Source organism: Campylobacter sp. BCW_6461, from assembly GCF_001762735.1.
GTDB classification, from domain to species: domain Bacteria; phylum Campylobacterota; class Campylobacteria; order Campylobacterales; family Campylobacteraceae; genus Campylobacter_D; species Campylobacter_D jejuni.
The window spans coordinates 36,611-51,861 of sequence record NZ_MJXJ01000022.1; the positions used below are offsets into that span (position 1 = coordinate 36,611).

Genomic DNA, 15,251 nt, shown 5'->3' on the forward strand with positions numbered 1-15,251 from the left:
AAAGATTATATAAATATTTAAGGATATTTCAATGAAACAGAACGATCAAAAAGAAAATCGTAGAGACTTTCTAAAAAATATAGGACTTGGTTTATTTGGCATTAGTGTATTGTCAAATTTTTCTTTTGAGAATTTTTTAGGAAGTAAGGCTTTGGCAAAAGAATTGCCTGATTTTAAAATAGAAGGTAAAAAAGATCTTATCTACCATGGCGAAAAACCATTAACAGCAGAAACTGAAATTTATGCTCTTGATTCTGATTTTACTAAACCTGAAAATTTCTTTGTTAGAAATAATGGCTTACCACCAAGCCTAGAAACGATAAAAGAAAGACTTCATAAAGGTTGGACTTTAGAAATCGATGGAGAAAGCATTATCAATAAAAAATCTTACACCATAGAAGATTTAAAAAAGAAATTTAAAACCTATACTTATGCCTTAACAGTTGAATGCGGTGGAAATGGTAGATCCGAAGTTATACCTAGCACAAAAGGAACTCAATGGGGTTATGGTGCAGTAGCTTGCGGTAGATGGACAGGAGTGCGTTTAAAAGATATTTTAAAAGATTGTGGCATCAAAAATGATGCGGTTTATATCGGATATTATGGCATAGATACAAAATTAAATGGTGAAGAAACTTCACCTATTAGTAGAGGAGTTCCTATTTCTAAAGCTTTACAAGATGAAACTCTAATAGCTTGGGCTTATGAAGGCAAAGATATTCCTTTAGTCAATGGCTATCCACTTAGACTTGTTTGTGGTGGTTACCCTGCAAGTACAAGCGGTAAATGGCTTTATAAAATTTCAGTAAGAAATAAAATTCATGATGGTGAAAAAATGGAAGGTTCTTATAAAGTTCCTGTAAATCCGGTAAAACCAGGAGATTTTAACTATAAAGGCGAGATGAAAATCATAGAATCAATGCCTATAAGATCTGTAATTACTAATATCAAAAATGGTTCTGAAATAAAAGCAAATAAAAAATTTGAAGTTAGAGGTAAAGCTTGGGCTGGAGAACTTGAAGTTAGTGAAGTTTATGTAAGCAATGATTATGGCGTAACATGGACTAAAGCAAAGGTAGAAAAACCATTAAATAGATTAGCATGGCAAAAATGGAGTGCTCAAATATCAATACCAACAAAAGGATATTATGAAATTTGGGCAAGAGCTATCGATAGTCAAGGTAACAGTCAACCTATGGTTTTAGCACAGTGGAATCCAGGAGGATATATCAATAATGCATGCCATAGAGTTAATGTTTATGGAGTTTAAGTATGAAAAAAATTATATTGATCTTAGCATTGTTTTTAAGTGCAAGTTGGGCTCAAAATCTTGAAATTAACCCTGATACAGGATTGATTATCGATCCTGATTCACCTTTAGTGGAAGCAAATTGTTTAGCTTGTCATGGATCCAATCTCATTACTAATATGCATGCAAGTAGAAAAGCTTGGTTAGCAGCTATAAGATGGATGCAAGATAGTGAAGGACTTTGGGAAATAGAACCTGAAGATGAAGAAAAAATTTTAAATTATCTTGAAAAATATTATGGAGAAAAATACGATACAAGAAGAAGAATTCCTCTAGCTATACTCTTACAAAACAAAACTCATTGAAGAAATCATTTCTTCAATGATAAATTTACACATCCAAATGCTTTACATCTTTAGCGTGTGCTTGGATATAATCGCGTCTTGGTTCAACCTCATCACCCATAAAGAGATTAAAGGTATCATTTGCACTTTGTGCATCTTCAATAGTGATTTTTAAAAGTCTTCTTACACTTGGATCCATTGTGGTTTCCCAAAGTTGCTCAGGATTCATTTCCCCTAAACCTTTATAGCGTTGTATAGTAGCACCTTTTTTAGCATTGGTTTCAACATCTTCAAGAACTTCTAAAATATCTTTATCAAATTCCAAGCCTCTATCTTTAATCTTATCAAAAATATAATTTGCTTCTTCATATAGTGGATGAGTGAAAAGTTCTTCATTGATCACAAGTTCTTCTAAGCCATTTTGAGTTTGAACGAAAGCTCGAATTTCATTTTCGTTGATATAATGATTTAAGATATTGTGTCCTTGTGTTTCTAAAAATTGTTTGATTACACTAAATAATTCTTCATTATTTCCTTTAACTAAATTTGAATTTTCTATCATATAGCGTATCACAGAAATCACATTAAAACGCTTTTCAAGATCTTTTAAAATCGCACGATAAGCTGCAACGATTTTTAAATAATCTTTTAAATCATTCATTCCTATACCTTCATAGTTTAAACCTTCTATTCCTGTTTCTATCAGGTATTCGCTCAAAGCTTTTTCATCTTTTAAATAAATTTGCTTTTTAGCTTTTTTATAAAGATATAAAGGTGGTTGTGCTAGATAAATATGTCCATTTGCTACAAGTTCATTCATAAAACGGAAGAAGAAAGTTAAAAGCAAGGTTTGTATATGTGATCCATCAACATCCGCATCTGTCATGATGATGATTTTATGATATCTAAGTTTTGAAAGATCAAAATCTTCACCTATACCACAGCCAAAAGCGGTAATCATATTTTGAATTTGCTCAGATTTTAAAATTTTATCTAGTCTTGCTTTTTCAACATTTAAAATTTTACCACGCAAAGGCAGTATAGCTTGGAAAGATCTTTCTCTACCTTGTTTTGCAGAACCTCCTGCAGAATCCCCTTCCACAAGATAAATTTCACTTTCACTTGGATCTTTACTTTGACAATCAGCTAATTTCCCTGGTAAAGTTCCTACGCTTAAACTTTCTTTTTTACGCGTTAATTCTCTAGCTTTTTTCGCTGCTTCTCTTCCTCTAGCTGCCATTAAGGCTTTGTTCATTATAGCTTTAGCTTCGATAGGATTTTCTTCAAAATATTTAGTCAAATATTCAAAACTTGCTTTTGAAACTATAGGACGCACATAAGTTGAACCAAGTTTTCCTTTGGTTTGTCCTTCAAATTGTGGTTCAGGCACCTTTACACTCACAACAGCGATCAAGCCTTCACGCACATCTTCGCCTGTGATTTTATTATCCTTTTCTCTAGCACTTGCATTTGCTTCTATATAGTTACTTATCACACGAGTTAAACCCATTCTAAAACCAGCTTCGTGTGTTCCACCATCTGGAGTTTTGATATTATTTACAAAAGAGAGTAAATTTTCACTATAAGTATCATTGTAAAGCAAAGCTACTTCAACATTCACATCTTCTTCATCTACGCTAAAGAAAATTGCTTTAGTTAAAGCTTCTTTTTTATTTAAGTCTATAACAAACTGAGAAATTCCACCTTCAAAGTGAAAACTTTCATGTTTGCCTACGCGGTTATCTTTAAAATTTATAGTGATTTTTGGATTTAAGTATGCAAGTTCACGAAATCTTTTAGCCAAAATTTCATAATCAAATTCAGTCACTTCAAAAATTTGATCATCAGGCCAAAATTCTATAGTTGTTCCTGTTTTTTTACTTTTTCCTATCACACCAAATTCACTGATAACTTTACCTTCTGAAAATTCTTGACGATAAATTTCTCCATTTCTTTCAACTGTAGCTACAAGTTTTTTAGAGAGTGCATTTACAACTGAAACCCCAACACCGTGCAAACCGCCTGAAACTTTGTAAGTATCTTTATCGAATTTTCCCCCTGCATGTAGGACAGTTAAAACAACAGTTAAAGTTGGCATATTTTCAGTTGGGTGCATATCAACAGGAATACCACGACCATTATCACTAACTATACAGCTTCCTTCAGTAGTGATTTCTACATCTATAGTATCACAATGTCCTGCCATAGCTTCATCGATAGAATTATCCACAACTTCATAAATCATATGATGAAGTCCGCCTATGTTTGTATCTCCTATATACATACCTGGGCGTTTTCTAACAGCTTCTAGGCCTTTTAGGACTTTAATATTACTCGCACCGTAATTTTCTTGCATATTTTTCCTTTATCTTTTACTTGTTTTATTACAAAATCATAGGCATAATAATCATTGATAGTCCTTGGGATTTGACTATAAATGCTGAATTAGGTTCATTTACACTTAAAGTGAATTTTTCTTCTTCTATAGAAGTTAAGAAATCAAGTAAATATTTGATTTTTATAGTAAGATTAAATTCTTCACTTACTCCTGTTTGAATTTCAAGCTCTGTTTTTGCTTCCATATTGTCTAAACTTATACCTTCAAAGATGATTTTATCTTTGTTAAAATGAAGTTTCATTTTTTCAGTTACAACGCTGATTTTTTTAAGACTATCTATAAAATCTTCAGTTGAAAAGCTGAGTTCTTGTTTGAAAGTTTTTGGTATAACTTTTTCATAATCTGGAAATTTATCGTTAATAAGTTTTGTAAAGAATTCAAAGTTTTCATTTTTAGCAATAAGCATATTTTGATCATAAAAAATTTCTATTTTTTCATAGAAAAGTTTTTGCATTTCCATAATAGCTTTTTTAGGGATACTAAAACTAAATTCTTGATTATTTGCTTTTTCTAAAGTATAGATTGCAAGGCGTTTTGTATCAGTTCCTACGAAGTTAATTTTATCTGTTTTTATATCTAAAAATGCACCATTTAAGGAGTATTTTGGGTTGTTTGTATCAATACTTGGTAATATCTTTTTAAGAGAACGGCTTAAATCACTTGAATCAATGTCAAATTGGTTTTTTCCTTCTGTATTTGGAAAATTTGGAAAATCTTCGTGATTAAACATAGGAAGTTTGTATTTTGTACTCTTTTGTCTTATAAATAAAAAATTATCAATGGTTTCTAAAACAACTTCTTCATTGTTTAAGCTTTTAATAACATCTGCAATACTTTTTGCGTTTGCAGTAGCAAAACCACTTGATTCTACGCGGATTTTTTTTATTTTATAGTTGATACCTATTTCATAATCACTAGCTCTAATAAGAAGTTTATCTTCATCAGCATGAAAAAAAAGATGAGAAGTAATGGTGCTTGAGTCTTTTTTTTCTACATAAGCATTACATAAAATCACTGCAGATTCTAAAGTATTTTTATTGATACTTAACTTCATTTTTTCTCCTTGGTTTATTTTAATTTTAAATTCGTTGTAATAATAAGCTTGTTGAAATTGTGAAATTCTTCAAAGCAAAATAATCAAATTTGTATTTTATCATACTTTGCTTAATTTCTTTTTTTCACACTCTAGAATTTATTTTTCACATCCTTTCACTTAACTTTGACTTTTAACAAGAATTTTGTTTTTAAGTTCTTCGATTTTTGCTTTTAAAGAACCATCATTTTCTATCATTTCTGTGATTTTTTTAACATTATGTGAAATAGCTGTATGATCTTTCATTTCAAAATAATTCGCAAGTTGTGGCATAGTCAAAGCCGTAAGTGCCCTAGCTAGGTAAATCACAATGCGTCTTGCTGTGACTATATTTTGAGTTTTTTTATTGGATTTCACATCGCTTGGTTTGATGTTAAATTCTTTACATACCAAAGATAAAATGTCATCTATAGTGATATTTTCTTTCTTTTCTTTGATATGATCTTTCATCACACTTTTGGCAAGTTCGAGTGTGATTTCTTGTCCTAGTATGGTTGCATAAGCATTTAAACTTATGATGATACCTTCGATTTCTCTTATATTATCCCCTAAAGAAGTAGCGATATAGTTTATAATATCATTAGAAAGATTGATATCGTTAAATTCACATTTTTTTCTTATGATGGCTATTTTTGTATCTAGTTGAGGTGGAGTTATATCAGCTATGATCCCATGTGCAAAACGACTTTTTAAGCGTTCGGTTATACCTTTTAGCATGTTGGGTGGATTGTCTGAAGTCATGATGATTTGTCCATCGTTATTTTTGATTTCATTAAATATAAAGAAAAATTCTTCTTGAATTTTATCGGTTTTTCCTAAAAACTGCACATCATCTATAAGTAAAACATCGCAGTTTCTATATTTTTCATGAAATTTATCTAAAGAGCCATTTTTTAAATTTGAAGTAAAATCATTGATAAAATTTTCACTGGTAGCGTAAATAACTTTTTTTCCCATTTCTAAGCTTGCATTTCCAACTGCTTGAAGTAAATGTGTTTTTCCAAGTCCTGTAGGCCCATAAACAAAGATAGGATTATAAAGTTTTCCAAGCTTGTCTTTATGTGTTATAGCTTTACATGCTCCATAAGCGTATTTGTTAGAATCCCCCACAACAAAACTGTCAAAAGTAAAAGAAGGATTTAAAATTGTGCTTTGTGCTTTTATATGAGCTATGTCGATTTTTGTGCTTTTGTTACTTTGTTTAGCACTTTGTGCTTGTATATTTATGATGGCTTTATTTCCACTTTGCACTTCATAAAAATGTGCGATTTTTTTACCGTATTTTGTTTGTATGAATTTAGCCATGAGTTCATTTGGAGCGTTGAAAACTAAAAGATCTGCTTTGCTTTGTTTTTCGTTGAATTTTAAATTTGATAAATAGTTTTCGTATTCGTTTTCACTTAATTCTTTTTTTAAATTTTCAAGTATTTGGCTTGGATTCATAATCTCTCTTTAAATTTTGCATAATGTATAAATTTTATCTTAAATTTTATAAAAAAAGGTTAAAATCCGCTTTCGTATTTTATTTTTCAAAAGGTATGAATTTGAAAATTTTAGGTATAGATCCAGGTTCGAGAAATTGCGGTTATGCTATCATAGAAGCTGACAAAGGAAAAAACATTCTCATAGAAGCAGGACTTATAAAGATAAAGCCAAGTACCTTACAGTATCAAATCACAGAGCTTTGCGAGGGTTTGGACTTGATTTTTAAAAATCATTCTTTTGATGAGGTGGCTATAGAAGATATCTTTTTTGCTTACAATCCAAAAACCGTTTTAAAACTCGCACAATTTCGCGGAGCCCTATCTTTAAAAATTCTTCAAATTCATGGAGACTTTGCAGAATACACTCCCTTACAAGTGAAAAAAGCCGTTACAGGAAAAGCCAAAGCAACTAAAGAACAAGTTGCTTTTATGGTAAAAAGGCTTTTAGGACTTAGTAAAGATATCAAGCCTTTGGATATCACAGATGCTATCGCAGTGGCTTTAACCCATGCAGCAAATTTAAGAGTTAGGGTGTGATTTTGGTAATTTTCATTACACAAAAGACCAAAGCTTCATAAACTCCCAAAATACCTTTAAATTTTTTCTATAAATTTTTAAAAAATTCATAAAAAATTTCAAAAGTTGGAACAGAACTTGCTTGTAAACTTCACATAAACGCAAAAGTTTTTTAAAGCCAAAGCGTTAAATTTTTTAAAGCAATATTTTATAAAGGATTTAAGATGATGAGATCACTTTGGTCTGGCGTAAGCGGACTACAAGCACATCAAGTTGCGATGGATGTTGAAGGTAATAACATTTCAAATGTTAATACCACTGGTTTTAAATACTCCCGTGCAGATTTTGGGACTATGTTTAGCCAAACTGTGAAAATCGCTACAGCTCCAACTGATGGAAGAGGTGGATCTAATCCACTTCAAATCGGTCTTGGCGTTTCAGTAAGTTCTACAACTAGAATTCATTCTCAAGGTTCAGTTCAAACCACAGATAAAAACACTGATGTGGCTATAAATGGTGATGGTTTTTTTATGGTGAGTGATGATGGGGGGCTTACTCGCTATCTTACAAGGAGCGGGGATTTTAAACTCGATGCTTATGGAAATTTTGTTAATAATGCAGGTTTTGTTGTCCAAGGGTGGAATATCAACTGGGATACTCAAAGTATAGATAGCTCAAGAACTCCGCAAAATATTTTTATCGATCCAGGTATGCATATCCCTGCAGCAAAATCTACTGAAGTTGCTATCAAAGCGAATTTAAATAGTGGTTTAAGCGTAGGAACAGCAAAAACTCCTATATATGGACTTGATTCTGTTCATGGTTTTAACAAAAAAGATGGAACTGCAAAAAATGAAAATGATACAGGTATAACTCAATTTTACACAACTTCAAAAAATTCAGTAGAAGTTACAGAAAAAGGGGTTGACTGTGCTGCTTTATTTAATGGTAAAGGTGATGGATTAAATCTAAGAGATGGACAAGGTATATGGGTAAGCTATACGGATGCTAAATTTAGCACTTTTAAAGCTCCAAATGTAAATGTTTTTGATCCAAATAGTAAAACAAATCAAGCAGGTGTTATATTTTGGGGAGATAAAGACAATAAAGTAATTTTAGATATAACCTTAAATGGCGTTCATATAGAAAACAAAGACATACAAAGCTTAGATCAAGCTATAGAATACATAAATACTTTTACAACTCCTACAGATACTCGTCCTGGAACAGGAGTAAAAGCAGTAAGAAAAGCCGATGGTAGTGGTATAGAATTTATAAATACCAATGCTGATGGCACTACAGATAATATGAAAAATATAAAATTAACAGTTAATAATGCAAATACAGCTGGTGAAAGACAAAATTTAACATATAGTGCTCAAAATGATAATTTTACAGCGGCAATGCCAGGTGCTGGTAAAAATGGTAACTCTGCTTGGATACAAGGTGGGGCAAATGTAAATGGTAATGCCGAAAGTATAGAAATAATAACAGCACATAAATATGTATATAGTTCAACTCCGGTTCAACTAGAGCCTATGTATAACCCAGATGGCGGACCTGCTTTTAATAACACTCCTGTAGGTGGTGGTCCGCAATTACAAGATCCAGCAAGTGAAAATTATAGACAAGCTATTATGGGTGGACTTAAAAACAATGAAGTAAGAAGCTTTAGAACTACTGAAGATTTAAGAGAACTTTTACAAAGAGATGCTAGATATGGTGTTGACTATAATGGCAATGGAAATATAAGAAATGGTGCTCCTACTTATGATGCTGGAGATGTAAATGAAAATGTTACAGTTACTATAAGTGCAACAGGTGAATTTATAGTATCAAATCCAAATGAAACAAGCACTTTACCAGGTGTTGGTGCTGGGGGTCCTGCAGCCGGTCAAAATATACCACCTAAAGATATAAGTTTTAATGTTACAGCTTATACAGATGCAAAAGGTAAAGTAAGCACAAACACAGCATTTACAAATATATTTAAAGGTTTTGATGGAGTTTTAACAGTAGGAAATTCAAATCGCCAAAGCGAACAACTTTTCTTAAGTGCGTTTTCTGCTGGACTTGAGATATTTGACTCTTTAGGATCAAAACACACTATAGAAGTGCAATTTGTAAAACAAAGTACAACTCAAGATGGTGGTAATGAATGGCAAATGATAATACGCGTTCCAGAACCAGCAGAGATTAACGCTACAGGAGAAGGACCAAATAATATCATCGTAGGATCAGCAAGATTTAACAATGATGGATCTTTGGCAAATTATAGTCCAAAAACTATAAATTTCTCACCAAACAATGGTGCTGCTCCAAATCAACAAATAAAACTTAGCTTTGGAACAAGTGGAAGCAATGACGGCCTTGTAAGCTCAAATTCTGCTTCAACTCTAACAGGACAAGCAACTGATGGTTATACTTCAGGTAACTTAAAACCTGATGCTATCCGTGTGGATGACAAAGGTAATATCTTAGGTGAATTTACTAATGGCAAAACCTTTGCTGTAGCAAAAATAGCAATGGCTTCAGTGGCAAATAACTCAGGTCTTGAGGAAATTGGTGGAAATCTTTTTAAAGTCACTGCAAATAGTGGTAATATCGTAGTAGGTGAAGCAGGAACAGGAGGTCGTGGTGAGATGAAAACCTCAGCTCTTGAAATGTCAAATGTGGATTTAAGTCGTTCTTTAACAGAGCTTATTATCATTCAAAGAGGTTATCAAGCAAATTCAAAAACCATTTCAACGAGTGATCAAATGCTTCAAACTCTAATCCAGCTTAAACAATAATTTAAGCTTAGTATTCTATAAAATATTGTTTTTTGCTCCCTTTAAGGGAGCAAGCCTTGCTTTACAAGCCTATCTCGGTAGTCTTGTAATACTAGGCTTAGGCTTGAACTGCCTTCAATTTATTGCTAACTCACTCTTGCTAGGGGGTGAGTTGCAATAAAATTTTAAGCAATGTGATATAAATTTTTTAAAATTTAATTTTAATTTTATTTTTTAAAGATAGAATAATCAATAATTTTTTAGAAAGGAGAAAAAATGTCTTATATTAGTTTTAACTTAATGCTTTCTTCTTTCTGTATGCGTGCTTGGCACGCTTAATCTACTCGTATATACTCATATTCTATAAATTTACATTTTCAAATAGCCTAGTTTAAAGCCGATAAAAAGCTTTTTAACATTTTTTCATTGACACAATAAGGATAAAAAATGAATTTCAATAAAGAAACTTTAGCATTATACGGAGCTTATAATTTTGATACTCAAAGAAGTATTAGTGTGCCTATATATCAAAACACTGCGTATAATTTTGAAAATTTGGATCAAGCTGCAGCAAGGTTTAATCTTCAAGAACTTGGCAATATTTACTCAAGACTTAGCAATCCTACAAGCGATGTTTTAGGACAAAGACTTGCTAATATCGAAGGAGGGGCTTTTGGAATTCCTGTTGCTAGCGGTATGGCAGCTTGTTTTTATGCTCTTATCAATTTAGCAAGTTCGGGAGATAATGTCGCGTATTCGAACAAAATTTATGGTGGGACTCAAACTTTAATTTCTCACACACTTAAAAATTTTGGCATAGAAGCTAGGGAATTTGATATCGATGATTTAGATAGCTTGGAAAAAGTTATAGATCAAAACACAAAAGCGATTTTTTTCGAAAGTCTTTCAAATCCTCAAATTGCCATAGCTGATATAGAAAAAATAAGCCAAATAGCAAAAAAACATAAAATCGTTAGCATTTGTGATAATACCGTTGCTACTCCTTTCTTACTCCAACCTTTTAAACATGGCGTGGATGTAATCGTGCATAGTTTAAGTAAATATGTAAGCGGTCAAGGCAGTGCTTTGGGTGGAGCACTTATAGAAAGAAAAGATTTAAACGACTTGCTTAAAAATAACGATAGATATAAAGCTTTTAACACTCCTGATCCAAGTTATCATGGACTGAATTTAAATACACTTGATTTGCCGATTTTTAGTATTAGAGTCATCATCACTTGGCTTAGAGATCTAGGAGCTAGCTTAGCACCTCAAAATGCTTGGTTACTTTTACAAGGACTTGAAACCTTGGCAGTGCGTATAGAAAAACACAGTCAAAATGCTGAAAAAGTTGCGAATTTTTTAAATTCTCATCCTGATATCAAGGGCGTAAATTATCCTACTTTAGCAAGTAATGCTTATCATAATTTATTTAAAAAATATTTTGATAAAAATTTTGCTAGCGGGCTTTTAAGCTTTGAAGCTAAAGATTATGAGCATGCTAGAAGAATTTGTGATAAAACTCAACTTTTCTTACTTGCTGCAAATTTGGGTGATAGCAAGTCTTTGATCATCCATCCTGCTTCTACTACTCATTCGCAACTAAGCGAAGAAGAACTCCAAAAAGCAGGCATTACGAAAGCTACTATACGCTTAAGCATAGGACTTGAAAATAGCGATGATTTGATAGCGGATTTAAAACAAGCTATAGAAAGTTAAAAGTGTGTTTGCATTGAGTGGAATGAGATAAAAATTCCACCATGCTTTATCATAAATAAGGTTTATTAAATAAAGGAGAAAAAATGCCACTGATTATTCCAGAAAATATACCCGCTTATGAGCTTTTAAAAGAGCATGCTTTTATCATGGGATTAAGGAGAGCAAAGCATCAAGATATCAGGCCGCAAGAAATTTTGATTGTCAATCTTATGCCAAAAAAAATTGAAACAGAAAATCAAATTCTAAGCTTACTTGCAAATTCTCCTTTGCAAGTAAATATCACACTTTTAGCCACGACTAGCTATGTGGGTAAAAATACTCCTTTTACTCATTTGGAAAAATTTTACAAGGGTCTTGAAGAGGTTAAAAAACATAAATTTGACGGTGCTATCGTTACGGGAGCTCCTGTGGAACAAATGGATTTTGAAAAGGTTGCTTACTGGGAAGAATTGCTAGAAATTTTTGATTTTTTAAAGCAAAATGTAACAAGTTCTATGTATATTTGTTGGGGTGCCATGGCTGCTTTAAAATACTTTTATGGTGTGGATAAAATCTCTTTAGATAAGAAAATTTTTGGAGTCTATAAGCATGATAAAGTTTCGCCTGATCTGCTTTTAACAAATTTAGATGAAAAGGTTTTAATGCCTCATTCAAGACATTCTAGCATGGATGAAGAGCAAATTTTAGCACTACAAAAACAAGGGAAATTAAAAATTTTGCTTAGAAATAAAAAAATCGGTTCGGCTTTATTAAGAGATGAAAAGAATATTTTTATTTTAGGGCATTTGGAATATTTTAAAGAGACTTTACATCAAGAATATGTAAGAGATAATTTCATACAAAAAGCTAAAAATTATTATGATAAAAAGGGCAATATAAAATACAATTGGCGTTCAAATGCAAATACCATTTTTGCAAATTGGCTCAATTATGATGTGTATCAAAGCACACCTTTTGTGCTTTGATGATTTAAACTCTTGTAGTAGGTGTATCGTGATATACGCTTACTGCACCTTTGATATCGCTTAAAATCGCGCAAGCTGCTTCATTGGCACTTCCCATCGCGCAAGCTACCATAGTCGTAACACCTGAAGCAAGTCCTGCTGCGTAAATTCCTTCTTTGATAATCTGTCTCCCGTGATGTTTGAAGCAAAATTTGTTTGGTTTTGGCATAAGCTCATGCGGTATTACAAAATCTTCAAGTTCTTTGATATCGCTTTTGTTTGCCCCTGTTGCTACGATGATATAATCTGCTTTGATACCCAAGCCTTGCTCATCATTAACAGTAAAATCTCCTTTTTCTCCGCTTATGCTTACTACTTTTGAATCGATGTATTTTACTTCGAGCATAGAAGCAATTTGTGCTTTTATGTGAGTGTAAATTTCATCTGCTTTTGCACCTTTTGGGAAAAAAGGAACATTGTAAATTGCTGCTGCTTTTAAATCTGCTTTACCCTCATCAAAAACAGTGATATCAAAGTCAAGTTCTTCATTTTTAGCTGAAGCGAAAAATAAAGCCGCGCTAAGTCCTGCGATGCTACCGCCTATAATTGCAATTGATTTTCTCATTTTTTTCCTTTTGAAAGATTTGCCTTATTCTAGTATAAAAAGCTTTATTTAATATAATATTTGTCTTTTTTATGCAATTTGCTAAAAATGTTTATTTTTCAATTGCTCTAAAAGTAATTTTTTATATAATTTTCTAAAAATTTTCAATAAGGAAAGCTCATGCGTTATGGTGAAAAAGAAATCAAAGAATTTGATGTAGAAAATATGGAAATTTGGCCAAATGATGCGAAAAATGACTATATCATTAAAATCACTTTGCCTGAATTTATGTGTTGTTGTCCGCGTTCGGGCTATCCTGACTTTGCAACGATTTATCTTGAGTATATGCCTAATAAATTTGTGGTTGAGCTTAAGGCTATAAAACTTTATATCAATACTTTTATGTATAGAAATGTTTCACATGAAGCAAGTATCAATGAAATTTATAATACTTTAAAAGATAAATTAAAACCAAAATGGATTAAAGTTGTTGGGGATTTTAACCCGCGTGGAAATGTACATACGGTGATAGAATGTCGTAGCGATATGGTAGTGCCAAAATAATATTTGAGTAAAATATTAACATATTTTTATGTAAAGATTAAGTATTTTATAAAAAATTCTTATTTAATCTTTGAAGAATATATAATATAAAAAGATCTAAATTTTTTAGATCGAATTTTATTATAAGGAGTTAGGTTATGAATAAAAAATTATTAAGCATTATCGCAAGTGCTACTTTGTTTTCAAATTTGGCTTTAGCAGATGAGAATTCTGGTTTTTTTATAGGTGCTGATGCAGCTTGGATGCATGCTCAAGTAAAAAGTGAGTTAAAACATAAGAATACAAAGCAAAATTTTAATGGAGATATTTCAGGTAATATACCATCGTTTGGTCTAAAACTTGGATATCGTCTAAATGAAAATCATAGAATTTATGCTGGTTATAATTATTCTGATGAATTTAGTGATTTTATCAAAACTCCTAAAATTCAAATCGAAGGTGATTTTACTACACATAAATTTTTAACAGGTTATGATTTTACTCCTAAGCTTTTTGAAAAAACCAGAGCTGTTTTAGGTGTGTATGGAGGATATGCAAGAACAGATCTTACCTTAAAAACAAGCTTTTTATCTTTGTCGCAAAATTTTGACGGTTATTTTTATGGAGCGAAAATAGGTGCTTTATATGATTTGACATCACATAATGAAATAGAATTAGGCTTTAAAGCAGAGCAAATTCATTATAATTCTAGAAATTTTTATCAAAATAAAGTGGGTTCAAACTTTTACGATCCTAAACAAACAAATTATGGTGTATATTTAGGATATAATTATAAATTTTAATCTAATGCAAGTTTTTATAACTTGCATTAATGAAATCAACCTCCACCGATAAAGTATTTTTCAACATCATCAAGTAGTTTTTCACAAATTTGAGAATCTGTATTTTTTTCTACTACAAGATTGATATAAGTTTTAGTATCTCTGAAACTTCCTGCTGATTTTGAATTTTCACGAGTGAGTTTTTGATTCTCTTTAGTATATTCTATAGTGATGTTAAATTTTAGAGCAGCACTTGCTTCACCTAAATTCGTTTTTACTACCACATTCATTTTAGAAGCTTTAGCAAGTGTAGCTTGGGTTTTGTTTATGATCTCTTTAAAGCGTTGGCAAGATCGTATAAGTGTAGCGATAAATTTGTTATCAAGTCCTTCATAAGCTACTTTGAGTTTATTTTTGATATCTTTTGTACTTTCTTTTTCAGGGGCAACAAAAACCATATAAAAACCATTTTTTATAGTCACATTGTCTGTTTTTACATCGCGTCCACTTGACATAACTTTAACATAAATGGCATTATCAAGATAAACACGATCTACCATAGGCCCATAAATTTCGTATTCTTTTTTTCGGACTATGACTTCACGAGCTAGGACATTTAATTTCACATTGGCTTCGTGGATAACAGGTTCCATTTCTTTTTTAATCTCTAAGAGTTCTTTTAACATCAACTTCCTTTTTGTTACTTAAAATTACAATTATATCAATAATTTTCTTAATTTAAGAATTTTACAAACACATTTACTAAAAATATGATACATTAAGTATTAATTTTAACAAAGGAGG

General features: G+C 31.6%; 13 protein-coding genes. 8 read left to right on the plus strand and 5 right to left on the minus strand.

What is annotated here, in order from left to right; genetic code table 11:
• Positions 1 to 31: 31 nt before the first annotated feature.
• Together AJ882_RS04155 and AJ882_RS04160 are read left to right on the plus strand one after the other, a co-directional pair.
• Positions 32 to 1,270 carry a sulfite oxidase gene (locus tag AJ882_RS04155; protein WP_002853131.1) on the plus strand — a complete coding sequence of 413 codons (1,239 nt, stop codon included), beginning with the start codon at positions 32 to 34 and terminating at the stop codon, positions 1,268 to 1,270.
• A gap of 2 nt (positions 1,271 to 1,272) precedes the next feature.
• The gene (locus AJ882_RS04160) at positions 1,273 to 1,614 is read left to right on the plus strand and encodes a monoheme cytochrome C (protein ID WP_002853099.1); all 342 of its coding nucleotides are present in this window, start codon (positions 1,273 to 1,275) and stop codon (positions 1,612 to 1,614) included.
• Between the two features lie 25 nt (positions 1,615 to 1,639).
• On the opposite strand, the gene gyrB is transcribed toward AJ882_RS04160, so the two are convergent.
• The 3 genes from gyrB to dnaA all read right to left on the minus strand — a co-directional run bounded on the left by gyrB (position 1,640) and on the right by dnaA (position 6,527).
• A complete protein-coding gene (gyrB, locus tag AJ882_RS04165; protein WP_002853129.1) occupies positions 1,640 to 3,949 on the minus strand; it encodes a DNA topoisomerase (ATP-hydrolyzing) subunit B in 2,310 nt (769 codons plus the stop codon).
• A 28-nt stretch (positions 3,950 to 3,977) separates the two neighbouring features.
• A complete protein-coding gene (dnaN, locus tag AJ882_RS04170) occupies positions 3,978 to 5,045 on the minus strand; it encodes a DNA polymerase III subunit beta (RefSeq protein ID WP_002855594.1) in 1,068 nt (355 codons plus the stop codon).
• A gap of 159 nt (positions 5,046 to 5,204) precedes the next feature.
• Positions 5,205 to 6,527, minus strand: coding sequence for a chromosomal replication initiator protein DnaA (dnaA, locus tag AJ882_RS04175; RefSeq protein WP_002876079.1), 1,323 nt, complete (start codon positions 6,525 to 6,527; stop codon positions 5,205 to 5,207).
• A 95-nt stretch (positions 6,528 to 6,622) separates the two neighbouring features.
• Between dnaA and ruvC the strand changes: the two genes are divergently transcribed.
• The 4 genes from ruvC to metA all read left to right on the plus strand — a co-directional run bounded on the left by ruvC (position 6,623) and on the right by metA (position 12,539).
• On the plus strand, positions 6,623 to 7,105 hold the full coding sequence (gene ruvC, locus AJ882_RS04180; RefSeq protein WP_010891952.1) for a crossover junction endodeoxyribonuclease RuvC: 483 nt from the start codon (positions 6,623 to 6,625) through the stop codon (positions 7,103 to 7,105).
• A gap of 203 nt (positions 7,106 to 7,308) precedes the next feature.
• On the plus strand, positions 7,309 to 9,876 hold the full coding sequence (gene flgE, locus AJ882_RS04185; protein ID WP_044261790.1) for a flagellar hook protein FlgE: 2,568 nt from the start codon (positions 7,309 to 7,311) through the stop codon (positions 9,874 to 9,876).
• Positions 9,877 to 10,302: 426 nt separating this feature from the next.
• Entirely contained in the window at positions 10,303 to 11,574 is a 1,272-nt protein-coding gene (locus tag AJ882_RS04195) for an O-acetylhomoserine aminocarboxypropyltransferase/cysteine synthase (RefSeq protein ID WP_002855597.1), read from the plus strand.
• Positions 11,575 to 11,657: 83 nt separating this feature from the next.
• On the plus strand, positions 11,658 to 12,539 hold the full coding sequence (gene metA / locus AJ882_RS04200) for a homoserine O-succinyltransferase (RefSeq protein ID WP_002783526.1): 882 nt from the start codon (positions 11,658 to 11,660) through the stop codon (positions 12,537 to 12,539).
• Positions 12,540 to 12,543: 4 nt separating this feature from the next.
• Here the strand turns inward: metA and AJ882_RS04205 are convergent, their stop codons facing one another.
• Positions 12,544 to 13,143 (minus strand): NAD(P)/FAD-dependent oxidoreductase, encoded by a 600-nt coding sequence (locus AJ882_RS04205; protein WP_002795202.1) that lies wholly within the window; start codon positions 13,141 to 13,143, stop codon positions 12,544 to 12,546.
• 159 nt (positions 13,144 to 13,302) lie between these two features.
• Here AJ882_RS04205 and queF point away from each other — a divergent pair, with 159 nt between their 5' ends.
• Both queF and AJ882_RS04215 read left to right on the plus strand, forming a co-directional pair.
• The gene (queF, locus tag AJ882_RS04210; RefSeq protein ID WP_002783530.1) at positions 13,303 to 13,686 is read left to right on the plus strand and encodes a preQ(1) synthase; all 384 of its coding nucleotides are present in this window, start codon (positions 13,303 to 13,305) and stop codon (positions 13,684 to 13,686) included.
• A gap of 137 nt (positions 13,687 to 13,823) precedes the next feature.
• Positions 13,824 to 14,468 carry an outer membrane beta-barrel protein gene (locus AJ882_RS04215; RefSeq protein WP_002860141.1) on the plus strand — a complete coding sequence of 215 codons (645 nt, stop codon included), beginning with the start codon at positions 13,824 to 13,826 and terminating at the stop codon, positions 14,466 to 14,468.
• A 35-nt stretch (positions 14,469 to 14,503) separates the two neighbouring features.
• Here AJ882_RS04215 and AJ882_RS04220 read toward each other — a convergent pair whose 3' ends face one another.
• Entirely contained in the window at positions 14,504 to 15,133 is a 630-nt protein-coding gene (locus AJ882_RS04220; RefSeq protein WP_002853105.1) for a hypothetical protein, read from the minus strand.
• Between the last annotated feature and the right edge of the window lie 118 nt (positions 15,134 to 15,251).